The following is a 16,154-nucleotide window of genomic DNA, read 5'->3' as shown; positions in this document are numbered from 1 at the left end:
AGCCTGTCAAGGTGCATGGGTAGGGCTGTGTTATGTAGGGTTGGCATGAATACAGTCCTTGTTATTCACCTAGGGTAAATTCGATACGCCGATTACGGGTTTTACCTTCTTGGGTGTCGTTACTGGCTATGGGGTCGGTGTCTCCTTTACCTACGGTGGTTAGGCGAGAGGCGTCAATGCCACGTCCGATAAGGTATTGTTTGACGGCTTCTGCCCGCTGGTTGGATAGTAATAGGTTGGCGTTAGCGTCGCCTGTGTTGTCGGTGTGGCCTGTGGAGCATTTCCCGCTTTACACTATTATCTTGGCTTGCACAGGGGCAGTCGCTAAGGCGAGTGTCATTCCTGTGCTACGATACTGCCACTAGCCAAGCGCCTGCAACCCTGTGCTTTACCAAGTATAACCGTTACAATCGGGGCTATCGGTTAGATTGTATTCTTGCTTAGGGTGGGCGTGGTTAAAGCTTTCTAAGCTTCTCCATCAAATTGCCAAATGTCGATTCCCCAATTATTGTTTGGATAGTCTGGCATGATTGTCCCTTGTTTGAAGTAGGCTCGGCTGTCAGCTTTAGCATGGGTAAACCAGAACCCTGATTTAGGACAAGGCTGATTTACAGGACAACGTTCTCTAGTGTTATTGAGAATATTAAAGTTTTTTGAAAGTATGCGTTTGCCATGTAATGTATCCATTCTTTGTCATATCTGTACCTAAATGTGATTGATCCATCCAGCTATTTTCATTATTTTTCCTTATCTTTATTGTAGAAAAAGCTATGTCAAAATTTGTTAACCGACTATCATTTATCTTGACATTATCGTAATTAATTACATATCACGCCATCAATATATTTTTATCGTTAGAATATTTAAATAGCAGCGGGGCTTTTTGATAACGAGTAAATTCATAGCCTTCAAAGGTGGTTCCCATTGGATGTGCATCCACATTATTAAGTTTAATACTGTCGTGAGTGTGCCACTGAGCTTTTTTGGGAGGTTAAGAATATAAATTTAATAAAGTAAGTCGCTATAAAAAATCATCTACGTATTGCACGTACTCTTGTTGCATGATTTTATGTCTTAATACATTGTTATTATTTATACTCAGTGGAGTACTGAAAAAAAGTTCGTGCCTACCCGTAAGTAGCCCTTCATAAACGATAAATATACTGCATACATCATAAATATTATCAATATCAATTTTACTAATTCCTGTAGTGCAAAACCTAGGAGACGAACCAACAATGCTTTCATAACTAGTAGGAAGTAAGCGACTATTAACAATTTTGCCAGTATCTTTATCTACATAAAAATATAGCGTTTTAAAGTCTGGCGTTAATAAACATCTATAGAAATGATATTCAGCATCAGTTAATTTGCCATTTGAAAAGTTTTTAGTTGAAACGTAGTTACATTCATTTGCAGAACTATAGTTATTTAGAATTTTTCTTGCTTGATTATTAGTTTTAATCTCAATAGTTATATAAATTAATAAGATTGATAAAAGTGGAATAGTAATTAAATATTTTAGCATCCTTTTATACTCATTTTTCATAGTGACGAAGTTATATCTGATTTTTTTAATACGAAACTTTTAAATTTATTTGACATATCTTCCATGCTTATTTCCTCAGGTTTAGTCCAAACTACCATGTCACGTCCTTTTTGATATTTCTTACGGTACTCCTGATAATGACGATTATATACTGGATATAGTAATTTTCTTGGGTCAAAAGTACCTACATAACTGTTTCTTTTAGGATTATGATAAGCATTTAGATTGTTAATATCTTTTTTGAAAACGATATTAAAATCAAACTCATCTTTACTCCAATGTCCCAAATAGTCATCTGGAGGTGTTATGAATTCATAGCTATCAATTGCATAACATATAATAGATTCTATATAAATCATGTAATAGTTATTACGTTGAGGAATTATCCTATAATCACCTATACATGCGTATATTGCAAAAGATCCAAAAGCTGACCATAAATCATCTATCTCAAACCAATTACTAAGATAAGTATCAATTTTATCATTTATTCCATCATCAACAGGAAGGGTTTGACATTGCCATTTATCATGGAAGTCTTGTAGTCTTCTCAATTCATTCTCTTTATTAGAGCTAATATTTTTTAAATCGTAGTAGTTACTTTTTGATGAATAGATTTTTCCAGATAAAGTTGATGAACTAAAAGCACCATCTCTCTTAAGGTATTTCAAAATCACCTTTTTTGAAGCTCTTGAAGTAATGTTTGTTTTAATATCTTTTATGGCATCATTATATCGATCAAATTTCTTAAGCCATTTATGATTAAAGATGTTGGGCTCATATAAAATAAGACTAGGTCTGACACTAGCCCAGTCGCCTTTTTCAGACGCTGTCATTTCTAAACTTCCATTATTTAGCCACTTTTCATTAAGGTAAGCAGCCTTTTCCCACCCTTTTTTCCGCAAAACAGCTGGGATGTCTGTTAGTTTAAACAAGGGCACCGTAGTTGAAGTCTGATTTGTTGAGTTATTCGGTCTTAAAGTTGAACTACATAGTTGCTCAGCAGTACATTTAAGTGTAAAAGCCTCATTAGTTCCTCGTTTAGTACCTGTTATAATAATAGTTCCGTCTGAATGATAATTAAGGTCTGTAACTAATACTTCATAATTATCTGCCATAGTATTACCCTATAAATATCTTATGCTGTGGGGGATTTAGTAACTCAATTTTTTCTTCTTTATCTTCGGTTATTTGAGGAGTCCTACCTTCTTCATCTGTTAGTACCATTTTAATATCACCATTTGCACGTTTTATCCAAACGGTTTGATTGATGATAGGCTGTTGAGTGTCTTCTTCCAGCAGTTGGAAACCTTCACCAAACATCAAGCTGAGCATGCTATCTGTTAATTCCATAGCTTGAGCAGGCAACCCCTCAAGCCCCAGCCCATCAAACCCACCACTCGCTGGATTATGCTTACCCGCTTTTTCAATAAACTCATTGGCCTTAATCGTAATATCACCGCCCTCAAGCGTAATACTTGCAGAGCCTGCATGAATCGTCACCTTATTACTCGCCACAATCTCAACTGCTTGGGTTGAAGACGATATATTTACATCCTGGTTAGGGGTTGCCTCAAGTCGTCCCGTATGTGCTGATACCATGATATTGTCTTTCGCATTGGTCATGCTCACACTACCGTCCGCTACTACTGTCGTTGACTCACCGCTCACCTGATGATGCCCCTTACCACTGCTCACCATCCTATCTTGCTGAGTGGTAGATAACATCTCACCCATAGAGCGATGAACCAGTAACGCCTCACTGACATAACCACTATCAGCGGCGCTGTCTATTAATGTATAGGGAGTAGTGTGATGTGTGGTTTGGGTTTGCTCGTCAGCGATAGACTCAAGCTGAGTCTTAATCTGATTATGGCTATTAACCTGACGACCTAAACCTGTGGCAAGCTGGGTTAAGCGCTCGCTTAGATGTTGACCACCAAGACTGGTTTGAGTGAGAGTCGGGGTATGATGCTGATAATCATGCTTTGTGCTTTGGGCATGCGTTTGCGGCTGTGAGGACATCACCATAGCCTGCCCAGTCTTCACACTTACCTGTGCATCGGTTGCGACATGAATGCCGTCACGTTTACTAGACTCTGTAGCAGGGTGAATCACACCCATCTTAACCTTTGACTTAACGTGGCTGCTATTATTTGCTAACTGAGAATACGCCTGATCAGATCGGTGCTCAGTGACCCACTCGGATAACGCACCATCTGCCTGATGCCGATAGCCACTTTCTACCGCTTTGTCATCATGAAAAGCAAATAGGCTAGGGCGAGTGGAAGATAGTAGACTGCCTGTATTGATTAAATGCTCACCATCTCCAATAGATTGCACAAGCGTTTGATCATCTGCTCTATGGGTGAAGTGAGTGCCATAGTTCGCCCCTGCCTGTGCCTCAAGTCTTGATATAGGCTGGGCTTGGGTATCAAACAACATAAGCCGAGTAGGGGTCATATGATCACGACTGTCCGTGTCTGACTGATCTTCTGTGATGCCTGTCATAGGCGGCAATACTTGTCTGCGATATAAATGACCCACCCAAGGGGTATCGGCTAGTATCAAGCTTAACTGAGTCAGATGACTGCCTGCTTGTAGATGTGAAGCATGACGCTCACGGTGGCGACGGCTTTGAGTCAGCCCTGTGATGTGAGTGAGGAGCATTTCCCGCTTTACACTATTATCTTGGTTTGCACAGGGGCAGTCGCTGCGGCTAGTGTCATTCCTGTGCTACGATACTGCCACTAGCCAAGCGCCTGCAACCCTGTGCTTTACCAAGTATAACCGTTCCAATCGGGGCTAGCGGTTAGATTGTATTCTTGCTTAGGGTGGGCGTGGTTAAAGCTTTCTAATATTTCAAAGATCACTATATTTAGAACTTACGCACTATCCCACAAAGAAATAGTATGATATAGCCAAAGACTAACAAACAAGTGCCAGAACAACCTTGATAAGAGAAACCAAACATCCCAGCACAGCGAAATGTAACCTTGGACTATACACAGGTATGCTAATCAGTGAACCCATATCACCGACTTGTACAGGACTCGCAGACACCCTAGGCATCAGTCATGACAGTGTCAACCGTTTCTTAGAGCGAGAAAGCTTTGAGCCTCATGACCTATATGACCAAGCCATGCAAACCCTTGAGTCAGAAGGTGGTGTACTAAGTATTGATGACACTGTCATAGACAAACCATACAGTCATCACATGCACCTAGTTGACTACTACTGGTCAGGTAAGCACCATAAAGCGGTACAAGGAATAAATCTTATCACTTTGTACTATACCGACAAGCAAGGTAACAGCTTACCCGTTAATTACAGACTATATGATCACAGCGACAACAAAACCAAAAACGACTACTTTCTAGACATGCTAGATGAGGTTTTACAATGGGGCTTGTTTCCATCTTATGTCACAGGGGATAGTTGGTATTCACCCAATAAGAACCTAAAGTCCATAAAATATCGTGGCTAAGGTTTTATGTTCGCGATTAAATCAAACCGTACTGTGTCTATCACTAAAGGAACATGGCAACAGGTTCAATCGGTTCCTGAAGAGCGCTTTAGTCATCAGCCTATTTGGTTAAAAGACTTTGGCTTTGTCTATTTATCGACGATGTATAAGTCTATGTACCAATGGCATTTTAAGTTGTTTAGACCTATTGTGGCTCATGTTTGTCAGTTAGTCGATAATTAGTGGTTTCATTTGAGACCTAAGTATCAGTTCGATCTAGCATAGTCTTTGTGTCTATGATAGTGCGTAAGTTCTAATTTAGTAATTTATTCTATTTAATATGTTAAAAGCAGTAGGTTTATCATAAATTAGAATCGAACATCAATCTTCATTTTCTTGTCGAGAATAAACTCTAATATGAGTAATGCTACTTGGTAAAGACTCAAGTTCATCGTATTTTTTAATGTCATTCTCAGTCAAATCAATAGCTTCAAATGCAATTAGTATATCCTCATAGTCATTTGATTTATAGACAAAATCGGCATCGTATAAATTAGCATTAGTTTTAGATTTTATTGAATCATAATTTAAATAGCTGATATTAAGGTCTTTTAAATCTAATTGAAATTCAGTTGAAATAAATTGTTTGTCAATGTTACTAATATATACATCTTCAACAGTTATATCATTTAAATAAGTGAATACCGTAGTATGAATATCTGTAGTCTCAAAACTATATCTAATCCACTTATTGGCTTTGGGAGTAAAAGGCTTATAGATACCAAGAATATTCGACTCTGAAATCAAATCTGTTTCATTAGAAACTAGTCTCATGGCAGCCTTTGTTATTTCTGTCATGTTTTTAAAATCAGAACGAGTGATTGATTGTGAGTTATTTGCTTTTATTAATGCTTTATATAACGATAGTCCACCTTGCATAGCAGAGCCTCCAATTTGTGTGTTTTCAGAAGTTTCACAACTTACTAAAAAAAGAGATAGAGTAACTAGAGCGACTTTTATCATACTAAATTCTCAATTCTTATTATTTTGACATATCCGAATGATAAGCATATGTAGCAATGGTATTAGGTACGGTAGTCCATTCAATAAGCTTCCACTCGTCTCTAAGGATTATCGAATTATTCGGCTTTAGACCTGTGTGTTCGTAGAAAAATGGTTGTCCATACTTTTTCTTGAACTGATCATACCAAGAATACGGATTTAAATATCAAAGCATGCTTTAAACCTTAAAAATTATTATTATGTTTGTCTAATTCAAGTTTAAGTTCCTTCCATACATCATTCAAAAAGCAACTATAAAAAGCTCCTAAAATATTTGTTTTAAGTCTATATATTTTACTCTTACTGTATTTATTCATGTGTCTTCTTACTTTAATTATTACCTCAGCTTTATTAAAACCCATCCATTCTTGTGGTATTGGTGTAAAATAGACTGATCCATAAATAGGAGCGAGCTTGTAAAATAATGCTTCTTTTATTAATTCGTGAGGTATATTTTTTAGTTTTGAAGCAATAAATTTGTAATCAATTTCGCTATCTACAAAAATATCCGATAATGCAAACCACATATCTTCTTCCATTAGAAAATGCCCCATTCGATATATTCTTGAGCTTCATCTTAAATTTCTTCACCAGCCCATGCACCTAATACGCTTCCCCCTAAACTACCTAAGATACCTACCACTACTGCCATAGCACACACTGGAGCACCTGGTCCACTAAATGAAGAAATACCCAGTGCCAAAGCTATCGCACTTTGAGCATCATCGATACTTTGGGTGTCTGTCACAGGAGCAAAGGCGGCTGGGGTATCAATGGCTAGCTTGGCGGTAAAGACACTTGAGTCATAGACGGGCGTGGTGGCTGTGCTTTGCTCGGGATGTGACACTGCGGCCGTATTAAAGCGCTTAATATTAACTTGGCTAGGGAGCGCAGTAACACGATGCGTGATGGCAAGTACGGGGGCGTGAACTAAAGTTAGCACGACTACTACCCCAAGTTGCGATAACTTTGAGTTCAGAAATCTTAGATTAACGCACGAAGTGCAATTACTTAAAATGTGGGAAAAGGAGGCAAAGATGCGATAGCATCTGAGCACTTATCTCCCTCGTCCAAAGTGAGACTGCACAATGAGCTATACACACCTAAGCCAAAGTGAACGATACCAGATTTATGCCCTGTATAGGGCAAATCACACCATTAAATTTATTGCCGAACAACTCGGGAGATGTTCTAGCACCATCTCAAGGGAGCTTAGGCGTAACCTGAGTCAAAAAGGTTACCGTCCACAATTTGCACAAAGTAAAGCAATACAGCGCCGTGCAAACAACGCCCGTCAATTGTCAGATAATATCTGGTGTTGGGTAAAAGATAAGCTGAGTATCAACTGGAGTCCCGAGCAAATAGCCGGTGTCCACCAAAGTATTAGTCATACTAGCATTTATCGCTATATTCATAAAGATAAAGCAAATGGTGGCAACCTTTGGCAATGTCTAAGACGTAAAAGCAAACCTTATAAAAAGCCGTTAGTCTCAGAGACGAGAGGTCGGATTAAAGACCGTATTTCTATTGATAGGCGACCCGCTATTGTGGACACGCGAACTCGTCTTGGTGACTGGAAAGCCGATACCATCATTGGTAAAAACCATAAGCAAGCTATTGTTACTATCGTTGAGCGCAAAACAGGCTTGGTTAAGATTAAGAAAGTCTCCTATAAAAGTGCAAGCTTAGTTGCTGGTGCAATAAGCGACCTACTGAGCCCGTTGACGCTGTTTGTTAAGACCATCACCTCTGACAATGGTAAAGAGTTTGCTAATCATCAGAACGTAAAACGTGACTTATATGCTATGTTTTATTTCGCTGATACTTATGCCTCTTGGCAACGAGGATCTAATGAAAATACTAATGGGCTCATTAGAGAGTATCTGCCTAAAGGCTGCGACTTTACTCAGGTCAGTGATAATGAAATTCAGTTCATTGAAAATAGACTCAATGAACGACCAAGAAAACGATTAGGTTTTGAATGCCCTAATGAGGTATTCTTTAATAATATCTAACGTTGCACTTGGTCTGTTAATCTAAGTAACTTGACCAATGCCGAATGTCTCTTTGACCACTACACTTCACGTTTGGTATCTGTATATTCAATGGGATCGGAAAGATGTATAGAGGAATTCACTGGTCTTTTATTATATGATTTAGTAAATTCAAATACATAGATTTGTATCTTCACATTTTATCCAACCCTCAACTTGTATAGTGCTTATATTTAACCATCCTGCAGATGCATCATTAATATTAAAGTGAGTATCTTTTGACAAATATTCAGTTTTTCCTACATAATAGTTAGGTACATCACTAACTTGTGTTCTTTTAGTGGTATGTCCTTTTACTAATTTATTATTCAACCAATCTTTAAAATATGATGTCTGAAGAGTATTTTTTATATCTGACTCGCTCTTATAAGGATAATTATTTAATAACTGTTTAGAGTTTGAATCAATTAAGTCACCTCCGATACCAAAGAAATGGCTCAACTTTTTATCGTAAACACAGTTGTATTCTAAGTCACATTTATAAATATTAGTTAAATAGAAGTTACTATAATTAATATAAGGGTGTTCAAAATCTCTGTAATTCTCATGATAGGAAATACCTGTAAAGATATAAGGTTTACCTTTAATGTTATAAGGAAATGCATATGCTAACTTCGGGATATCATTTGGTACCTCAAAAGTATCTATAAGAGCTTTGCTATTATCGCTTTTTTTAATAAACAATTTTAAACTTTGATTGTGTTGTTCCGCTGTTATAAGAGGTTTATTATTTAGTTGGTCGTCCTGATTTATTGTCTTAGTATTGTTGGAGCAGGATACTAAACTAGCCCCTATAATAATGCTAGAAACAAACCTTTTCATTGACATGCTCCATATGCAGTTACAAATTTAGTTCCTATAGACTTTTTAGCTGTTTTTCTTTCGGCAAGCTTCTTGCTACCACCATTCACAAGCCTCGTAACTTTGGTAGTTACTAAATCACTTTGGAAGTCTTTTGTGTCTTTAGATGTTTCTTGTAAAATCTGCCCATTGTTCTTATCTTTCCAAAACCAAGTAGCGGTCTCTAATGCTATGTCTAAATTAGTCTCTAATAAAGTAGGCATCTCTACAATATTAATACCTGTATCTTCAGTAAAATTTTTATACTGAGCAAAATGAGTAAAGTGCATAAACCCCCTACCTCGATAATCGTTTTGCGGATATTTTTCATTACCATATAGATGAAAGCCATAAGCTTTATCATTATCCATTAAATATTTTTCTATATAATCTATTTTCTGCTGTTTTGTATAATTACCTAAACCTTTTCTTTTAAAGCCATTATTTATAGTAGTAGGAGATACACTGTAGACGTTTGCACCATTCTTAAATGTTTTTTTTGTATAATTTAAATTTTCTCGTAACGCAGTAAAATTTTGAGTTTCAATCTGCGATTGTGCAAGAAAGTTCACTAAATCTCGACAGGTATTAGCATTATACTTTTTTAAATAAAAAGGTAGTTTCAGCAAAGCTGATATAAATTTAGAACTCATGTTCGACTTGATGCTATTTATAAATTCTTCATCAATGCTGATTGATTGTCCACATTTACTACACTTTATGACTTCTCTAGTAATATTAACGGTTGTTACATCTAAATCTTTTTGAGTAGTAGTCTTAGATAAATATTGCTCGTCATATGGTAAATCACCAGGACGATCTTTAAATGTACTCATTATATACTCTCCATATTATTGATTAGCAAATGAACTTTAATTTCCTGCTCAATTGAAGTACGTAAAATCTCTGTATAACCATCTATATCAGTCGTACCTTCAAAAACCTCACCTGTTTTTTCAGCCTGAGCAATATAATCCACAAAGCTATAGGGTATATCATCGTCATCTACAAATCTAAACTGAGCACTATACTTATCTAACTTCAAATGTGCCTTTATCTCATCAGTCACACCCTCTTAAGTCTCTTGAGTTCGTTCCTTAGTCGCAACATAAGGTGTATTAGCATAAGCAATATTTTATTGCCAAAAAACACCACGCTCATCAAAGTTAATTATTAGATAATCGTAGTAATTATATCTTTTAGAGTTCATAATTACTTTTGTGTCCATTCTTATTGCTAAGTACTCATCGGTTAAATCAATCCATTCAGTTGGTGCAGTGTTGGCGGATTGAACATCATTTATTGTTATTCCACCTATATTTCTATTTTCTATGGCTGTTATGTCATGTTCAAAGTAATAATCATTGATGATACCTTTAATATAACATTCAGACTTTAGCGCTTGATAACAATAAACAATTATTTCTTCATCAGGGTGAATGAGGTATACTAGCTCTCTAGAATCTTTTGAGTTTTGAAGAGTCTCTAATGTCCTTCGAGCTGAAAAGTTTTTATTTATCAGTTCTGGCTTATTGTCTTTAGTCTTAAAATTATCCGAGTAATTAGAATAATTAGTTTTATCTAATTTAGTTTCTTTTATATCTTTGGTATTTATTGAGATTGATGAGGTGTCTGAAAAGTTACAACCTAGTAGTAAAGTTATTAATAATATTAAAGTTGAAGGTCTCATAATTTATCCACAGCTACATTTTTTTGTTGGCAAAAACCACACATTTCCTAAATATACTGGTGCACCATTATCGTTATAATTGTGAGTTACAAAAGCGACATGTTTATTACTGGCCATTATAAACGCATAATCGTGATTCATTGCAGCTTTTAATTTATAAAAATCTTCAGAAGAGGTTAATGTATAATCTGGTTTACCTAAAATCTTCTTAAAATAGTTATTCATTTCACGTGCTGATAATATATATCTTTTATTATCAGCATAGTTCATATTTGCACTTGGGGCATTTGCTGGTATTGGTCTACCTGATTTATTCAGCGCATAGCTTACTCGGGTAGCACAGGTATCTTCTGCACCACCAGGAGAGTTTTTACCGTATCCTTCTTCTAAGTTACCACCTACTATTTCCCAAACTTGGATAGGGCCATAGCGATCGTAGTATAAATAATGTTTTTTAAACTCATCGGCATAAGGGAGTTTACAATGACATCGTGTAAAGCGACTAATATTAGCTTTTGTTAGTTTCTGGATTTCTTCACTTTGGGCACTTGTTGTTCTATTAGTTCTAAGTCCCTCAAATGGATCTCTAGTGTTATTTGAACTAGGCATAATTACTCCTTTATCATAATTTTAAATGAACTTTAATTTCTTGCTCAATTGAAGTATACATATAATCAGTATAGCCTTGTGCATCAGTCGTACCTTCAAACAATTCACCTGTTTTTTGAGCCTGAGCAATATAATCCACAAAGCTATAGGGTATATCATTGTCATCTACAAATCTAAACTGAGCACTATACTTATCTAACTTCAAATGCACCTTTATCTCATCAGGCTTAGCACTTAAAAACGTTTCAGTATTTCCATTGCTATCGGTATGACCTTCAAATATTTCTTTAGTACGTTCATTAATAGCAATATAAGGTGTGTTTACGTATGGAATGTCTAGATCATCGGCGAACCGAAACTTAGCCTGATAAAAATTACCAGCAATAAACTCAGGCAACCCACTAAGCCCCAGCCCATCAAACCCACCCTTAGCCGGATTATGCTTACCTGCTTTTTCAATAAACTCATTGGCCTTAATCGTAATATCACCGCCCTCAAGCGTAATACTTGCTGAGCCTGCATGAATCGTCACCTTATTACTCGCCGCAATCTCAACCTCTTTAGTTGAAGACGATATATTCACATCCTGCTTAGCGGTTGCCTCAAGTCGTCCCGTATGTGCCGATACCATGATATTGTCTTTCGCATTGGTCATACTCACACTACCGTCTGCCACAAGAGTCGTTGACTCACCGCTCACCTGATGATGCCCCTTACCACTGCTCACCATCCTATCTTGCTGAGTGGTTGATAGCATCTCACCCATAGAGCGATGAACCAGTAAGTCCTCACTAACGTAACCACTATCAGCAGCGCTGTCTATCAAGGTATAAGGAGTAGTATGATGTGTGGTTTGGGTTTGCTCGTCAGCGATAGACTCAAGCTGAGTCTTAATCTGATTATGGCTATTAACCTGACGACCTAAACCTGTGGCAAGCTGGGTTAAGCGCTCGCTTAGATGCTGACCGCCAAGGCTGGTTTGAGTGAGGGTTCTTATGACACAATAAAGTTAGACAAACAACGGTAAGAATAAATACTATTAAAAACGCATTTAAAAAAGAAGGTTTCTTATTGTCTAGGAGTATTATTAGTTTCTTTCAATGAAATATATACCTTGTAAGTAACAGTAAAAAATATTGTTAAATAGACAGTGAACCATACTATGTATGAAATATTTTTCCCCAAAAAAATAGTTGAGTATGAAATCTCTAGAAAACTCGATATTTCTACAAGATTTAAAGCATAAAATGAAGCCATCAGATAAATTAGAAACAAGTAATATTTAATATTTAATTTTATCGGTATTAGTGAGGTGATAAGAAAAAGAACTGACATAAGAAAGCTAACAATAAATATTATAATCGAATCATTCGATCCTGAGCTTTGAATTTCAGAAAAACTAATTAACTCGCCTGGTTTTAAATAAGATTGAGTATATAAACCACCACTTTTATCTATATAAAAACTTGAAAATAAAAGAATAAAACTTAGTAATACTATTGAAATTAATAATAACATTAAATCACCTAAAATTGAGTGGGTTGTTCTGGGTTGTACTTCCATTTAGCTGTATCCTGTTCAATATATGCATTACAGGATACTAATTTACAATTGTCTGGTTGCCCTATGATTATACCTTCTAGTGCTAGTGAGATTGCATTTTGCCATAACCATGAACGTCCATATACGCTTCTTAATATAGTACTCTTTGGTATTTCTCCAGCAATATAACTATTTAAACCATTTGACCCTGCATTATGAAAAACAGTAGCTTCATGTACGTTAAGTGTTCTACCTCTTCTATTTTGTTCATTCTTAATATTTAGTGCTACCAATTGAAGTGCAGCTTCAGCGTCTGTTGTTATTAGTTCAAATGTTGTTTTAAGATAATCAGGCTCATTAGTAATACCGAGTAATTCAGCTGCTAATCCCAACTGCATTTCGCCATAGCCATATGTAGTTGTCGGTGTTAAATAATCTTTGTAGTAGGCTATGTGGTTTTTAGCCGTTGCATAAGGACCGTGATATTTTTCTTGGAATATGATGGATGCTATTACCATCTTATCAAGGTTATTTTTTAATGAAACACTAATAATCTGATCCCTTAAATACGCTACCCATCTCAAGCCATAAGGTATATCTGGAGCATTTTTAAAAGTCGTTACTGTTTGAGTTTTTTTAGTATTAGGGTTTACATTTGTCATCGCAGTAGTTATATCAAATTTAAATATAGTATATAAGTAATCAATATTGTTAATTCTTGAAAATTTAATTCTTGAAAATTCAGTTTTTAAACTCGTATCTGATACTTTCAAAATCAACGGTTTGGCATTAATTTTGGTTCCGTTAGATAGATACAAATTTACAAATGCGTTACAATCTTTTATTTTTTCATTACTCTTTAATAAAGTTGAAACATCATTGGACTTACCATTTTTAAGCTCTAAAACTTCAGTATTAGTTTTCCTATCTCCAATAGTAAATAGAACCTGATATTTTGATACTGCAATATCATTTTTAATTAATTTAAATCTCGCATAACATTTTTTAGAGGTCATAATCCCATCCATCTTCAATCTTTAAAAATGCAATTAGTTTTTTGCTATTTGATGTATGAACAGTTTTTGTCTGACCAGATTTAGAGGTCATGCCTGTTTCAATCAATTCTGCATTTTCATCTAAAATAAGATATTCACTGTTTTTGATAGCTTTACTTTCACCATCAACAAAGTGAAAAGCCAAGTTGTAAATGCCATCCATCAGTGACTTTTTATCTGGAATCATATCAGGCAACTCATCAAGCCCCAGCCCATCAAACCCACCACTCGCCGGATTATGCTTACCCGCCTTTTCAATAAACTCATTGGCCTTAATCGTAATATCCCCGCCTTCAAGCGTAATGCTCGCAGAGCCTGCATGAATCGTTACCTTATTACTCGCCGCAATCTCAACCTCTTTAGTTGAAGACGATATATTCACATCCTGCTTAGCGGTTGCCTCAAGTCGTCCCGTATGTGCCGATACAATGATATTATCTTTCGCATTGGTCATACTCACACTACCATCTGCCACAAGGGTCGTTGACTCACCGCTCACCTGATGATGCCCCTTACCACTGCTCACCATCCTATCTTGCTGAGTGGTTGACAGCATCTCACCCATAGAGCGATGAACCAGTAACTCCTCACTGACGTAACCACTATCAGCGGCGCTGTCTATCAAGGTATAGGGAGTTTGTTGATGCGTAGTAGAAGTTTGCTCTTTGGTAATGGCCTCAAGCTGAGTCTTAATCTGATTATGACTATTAACCTGACGACCTAAACCTGTGGCAAGCTGGATTAAGCGCTCGCTTAGATGCTGACCACCAAGACTGGTTTGAGTGAGCGTCGGGGTATGATGCTGATAATCATGCTTTGTGCTTTGGGCATAGGTTTGGGGTTGACTCGATATCACCATAGCCTGCCCAGTCTTCACACTCACTTGCGCATCGGTTGCGACATGAATACCGTCACGTTTACTAGACTCTGTAGCAGGGTGAATCACACCCATCTTAACCTTAGAGTTAACGTGGCTGCTATTATTTGCTAACTGAGAATACGCCTGATCAGATCGGTGCTCAGTGACCCACTCGGATAACGCACCATCTGCCTGATGCCGATAGCCGCTTTCTACCGCTTTGTCATCATGAGAAGCAAATAGGCTAGGGCGAGTGGTCGATAGTAGACTGCCTGTATTGATTAAATGCTCACCATCACCAATAGACTGCACAAGCGTTTGATCATTCGATCTATGCGTGAAGTGAGTGCCATAGTTCGCTCCTGCCTGTGCCTCAAGTCTTGATATAGGCTGAGCTTGGGTATCAAACAACATAAGCCGAGTAGGGGTTATATGATCACGACTGTCCGTGTCTGACTGATCTTCTGTGATACCTGTCATAGGCGGCAGTACTTGTTTGCGATATAAATGACCCACCCAAGGGGTGTCGGCCAATATCAAGCTTAACTGAGTCAGATGACTGCCTGCCTCTAGATGTGAAGCATGACGCTCACGGTGACGACGGCTTTGAGTCAGCCCTGTGATGTGAGTGAGGCTATTACGTGCTAAGTGAGTCAGATGGGTGACGCGGTAATGATCATTTAAGCGGTTATGACCGTCTAAGATAAAGGTATCTGCTACATTGGCATCAGTGGCGTATGCTAGGGCAGTATAGCGGTTATGAGCTGCCGTTAAGCTTTGAGCGATACTGTGAGCATCATCGATACTTTGAGTATCTGTCACAGGAGCAAAGGCCGCTGGGGTGTCAATGGCTAGCTTGGCAGTAAAGACACTTGAGTCATAGACGGGCGTGGTGGCTGTGCGTTGCTCGGGATGAGATACTGCGGCGGTATTAAAGCGCTGAACATTGACGTGGCTAGGTAGTGCAGTAACACGATGCGTGATGGCAAGTACGGGTGCGTGAACCCGGTCATGCAGTGCGTGATGATAGCGTATCGAACCGATGTTATGACTGATATTGTCCGCTTCGCTGGGCGTACTACTAGTGATAACCAAGCGTGGCGGGGTGTGCTTAATTGTTTGGGTATGACGCAGATAGCCGGTTAGGCCCTGACGCGATAGACGTTCACAGATATGGGCCCAGTCGCTGAGTTGCCACTGGGTCATGCGTGCTGGGGTCCAGTCATGGCCGCTGTCATCTATGATGTCAACATCAATGGTAGATAGGCGCTGTGCAACCATACTCACCACATCGGTATGGGTGTCTATATGGGCACGGGCATGTTGATGCAGCGTTGAGGTGATGGGTTGGGCGATAAGGCGGTAGTAGCCATAGCTGCCTTCATGATCTATTTGACGTATGGCGGTGATATACAGGTGGCGATAGGC

Annotated in this window: 16 protein-coding genes and 2 pseudogenes; 2 read left to right on the top strand and 16 right to left on the bottom strand. The window is 37.8% G+C overall.

Features of this window, described 5'->3' with window-relative positions; genetic code table 11:
- Positions 1 to 61: 61 nt before the first annotated feature.
- The 5 genes and pseudogenes from AC2SLT_RS12800 to AC2SLT_RS12780 form a co-directional block, all read right to left on the bottom strand.
- Positions 62 to 214: pseudogene (locus tag AC2SLT_RS12800) on the bottom strand (OmpA family protein); the annotation flags it as partial.
- A gap of 251 nt (positions 215 to 465) precedes the next feature.
- Positions 466 to 687, bottom strand: coding sequence for a hypothetical protein (locus tag AC2SLT_RS12795; protein ID WP_486548038.1), 222 nt, complete (start codon positions 685 to 687; stop codon positions 466 to 468).
- A 334-nt stretch (positions 688 to 1,021) separates the two neighbouring features.
- Positions 1,022 to 1,528 (bottom strand): hypothetical protein, encoded by a 507-nt coding sequence (locus AC2SLT_RS12790; protein WP_486548037.1) that lies wholly within the window; start codon positions 1,526 to 1,528, stop codon positions 1,022 to 1,024.
- Between the two features lie 17 nt (positions 1,529 to 1,545).
- Positions 1,546 to 2,667: a DUF6402 family protein gene (locus AC2SLT_RS12785; RefSeq protein WP_486548036.1), complete on the bottom strand. Its 1,122-nt coding sequence runs from the start codon at positions 2,665 to 2,667 to the stop codon at positions 1,546 to 1,548.
- A gap of 4 nt (positions 2,668 to 2,671) precedes the next feature.
- On the bottom strand, positions 2,672 to 4,219 hold the full coding sequence (locus AC2SLT_RS12780) for a DUF2345 domain-containing protein (protein ID WP_486548035.1): 1,548 nt from the start codon (positions 4,217 to 4,219) through the stop codon (positions 2,672 to 2,674).
- A 286-nt stretch (positions 4,220 to 4,505) separates the two neighbouring features.
- On the opposite strand from AC2SLT_RS12780, the pseudogene AC2SLT_RS12775 reads away from it, so the two are divergent.
- Positions 4,506 to 5,171 (top strand): annotated as a pseudogene (locus AC2SLT_RS12775) (IS701 family transposase); the annotation flags it as partial.
- Positions 5,172 to 5,396: 225 nt separating this feature from the next.
- Here the strand turns inward: AC2SLT_RS12775 and AC2SLT_RS12770 are convergent.
- The 3 genes from AC2SLT_RS12770 to AC2SLT_RS12760 form a co-directional block, all read right to left on the bottom strand.
- Positions 5,397 to 6,038, bottom strand: a complete 642-nt coding sequence (locus AC2SLT_RS12770; RefSeq protein WP_486548034.1) for a hypothetical protein — start codon at positions 6,036 to 6,038, stop codon at positions 5,397 to 5,399.
- A gap of 224 nt (positions 6,039 to 6,262) precedes the next feature.
- Positions 6,263 to 6,616 carry a DUF7079 family protein gene (locus AC2SLT_RS12765; protein WP_486548033.1) on the bottom strand — a complete coding sequence of 118 codons (354 nt, stop codon included), beginning with the start codon at positions 6,614 to 6,616 and terminating at the stop codon, positions 6,263 to 6,265.
- Positions 6,617 to 6,654: 38 nt separating this feature from the next.
- Positions 6,655 to 7,020 carry a hypothetical protein gene (locus tag AC2SLT_RS12760; RefSeq protein ID WP_486548032.1) on the bottom strand — a complete coding sequence of 122 codons (366 nt, stop codon included), beginning with the start codon at positions 7,018 to 7,020 and terminating at the stop codon, positions 6,655 to 6,657.
- Between the two features lie 145 nt (positions 7,021 to 7,165).
- Between AC2SLT_RS12760 and AC2SLT_RS12755 the strand changes: the two genes are divergently transcribed.
- Positions 7,166 to 8,092 carry an IS30 family transposase gene (locus tag AC2SLT_RS12755; protein WP_486548031.1) on the top strand — a complete coding sequence of 309 codons (927 nt, stop codon included), beginning with the start codon at positions 7,166 to 7,168 and terminating at the stop codon, positions 8,090 to 8,092.
- A gap of 150 nt (positions 8,093 to 8,242) precedes the next feature.
- Here AC2SLT_RS12755 and AC2SLT_RS12750 read toward each other — a convergent pair whose 3' ends face one another.
- The 8 genes from AC2SLT_RS12750 to AC2SLT_RS12715 all read right to left on the bottom strand — a co-directional run.
- A complete protein-coding gene (locus AC2SLT_RS12750) occupies positions 8,243 to 8,953 on the bottom strand; it encodes a hypothetical protein (RefSeq protein ID WP_486548030.1) in 711 nt (236 codons plus the stop codon).
- Positions 8,950 to 9,807 (bottom strand): hypothetical protein, encoded by an 858-nt coding sequence (locus tag AC2SLT_RS12745; protein ID WP_486548029.1) that lies wholly within the window; start codon positions 9,805 to 9,807, stop codon positions 8,950 to 8,952. The genes AC2SLT_RS12750 and AC2SLT_RS12745 overlap by 4 nt, the downstream gene beginning before the upstream one ends.
- Complete coding sequence (locus AC2SLT_RS12740; protein ID WP_486548028.1) at positions 9,807 to 10,040, bottom strand: hypothetical protein; 234 nt, start codon at positions 10,038 to 10,040, stop codon at positions 9,807 to 9,809. The genes AC2SLT_RS12745 and AC2SLT_RS12740 overlap by 1 nt, the downstream gene beginning before the upstream one ends.
- A gap of 66 nt (positions 10,041 to 10,106) precedes the next feature.
- Positions 10,107 to 10,661, bottom strand: coding sequence for a hypothetical protein (locus AC2SLT_RS12735; protein WP_486548027.1), 555 nt, complete (start codon positions 10,659 to 10,661; stop codon positions 10,107 to 10,109).
- 3 nt (positions 10,662 to 10,664) lie between these two features.
- Entirely contained in the window at positions 10,665 to 11,270 is a 606-nt protein-coding gene (locus AC2SLT_RS12730) for a T6SS effector amidase Tae4 family protein (RefSeq protein ID WP_486548026.1), read from the bottom strand.
- A gap of 13 nt (positions 11,271 to 11,283) precedes the next feature.
- Complete coding sequence (locus AC2SLT_RS12725; RefSeq protein WP_486548039.1) at positions 11,284 to 12,144, bottom strand: DUF2345 domain-containing protein; 861 nt, start codon at positions 12,142 to 12,144, stop codon at positions 11,284 to 11,286.
- A 652-nt stretch (positions 12,145 to 12,796) separates the two neighbouring features.
- Positions 12,797 to 13,828: a hypothetical protein gene (locus AC2SLT_RS12720; protein WP_486548025.1), complete on the bottom strand. Its 1,032-nt coding sequence runs from the start codon at positions 13,826 to 13,828 to the stop codon at positions 12,797 to 12,799.
- Positions 13,818 to 16,154, bottom strand: a 2,337-nt coding sequence (locus AC2SLT_RS12715) for a DUF2345 domain-containing protein (protein ID WP_486548024.1), incomplete at its 5' end; no start/stop codon positions are given. The genes AC2SLT_RS12715 and AC2SLT_RS12720, both read right to left, overlap by 11 nt.

The sequence above is a fragment of the Psychrobacter sp. CX18 genome (genome assembly GCF_057396215.1).
This window is presented reverse-complemented; position numbering and strand designations above follow the sequence as displayed.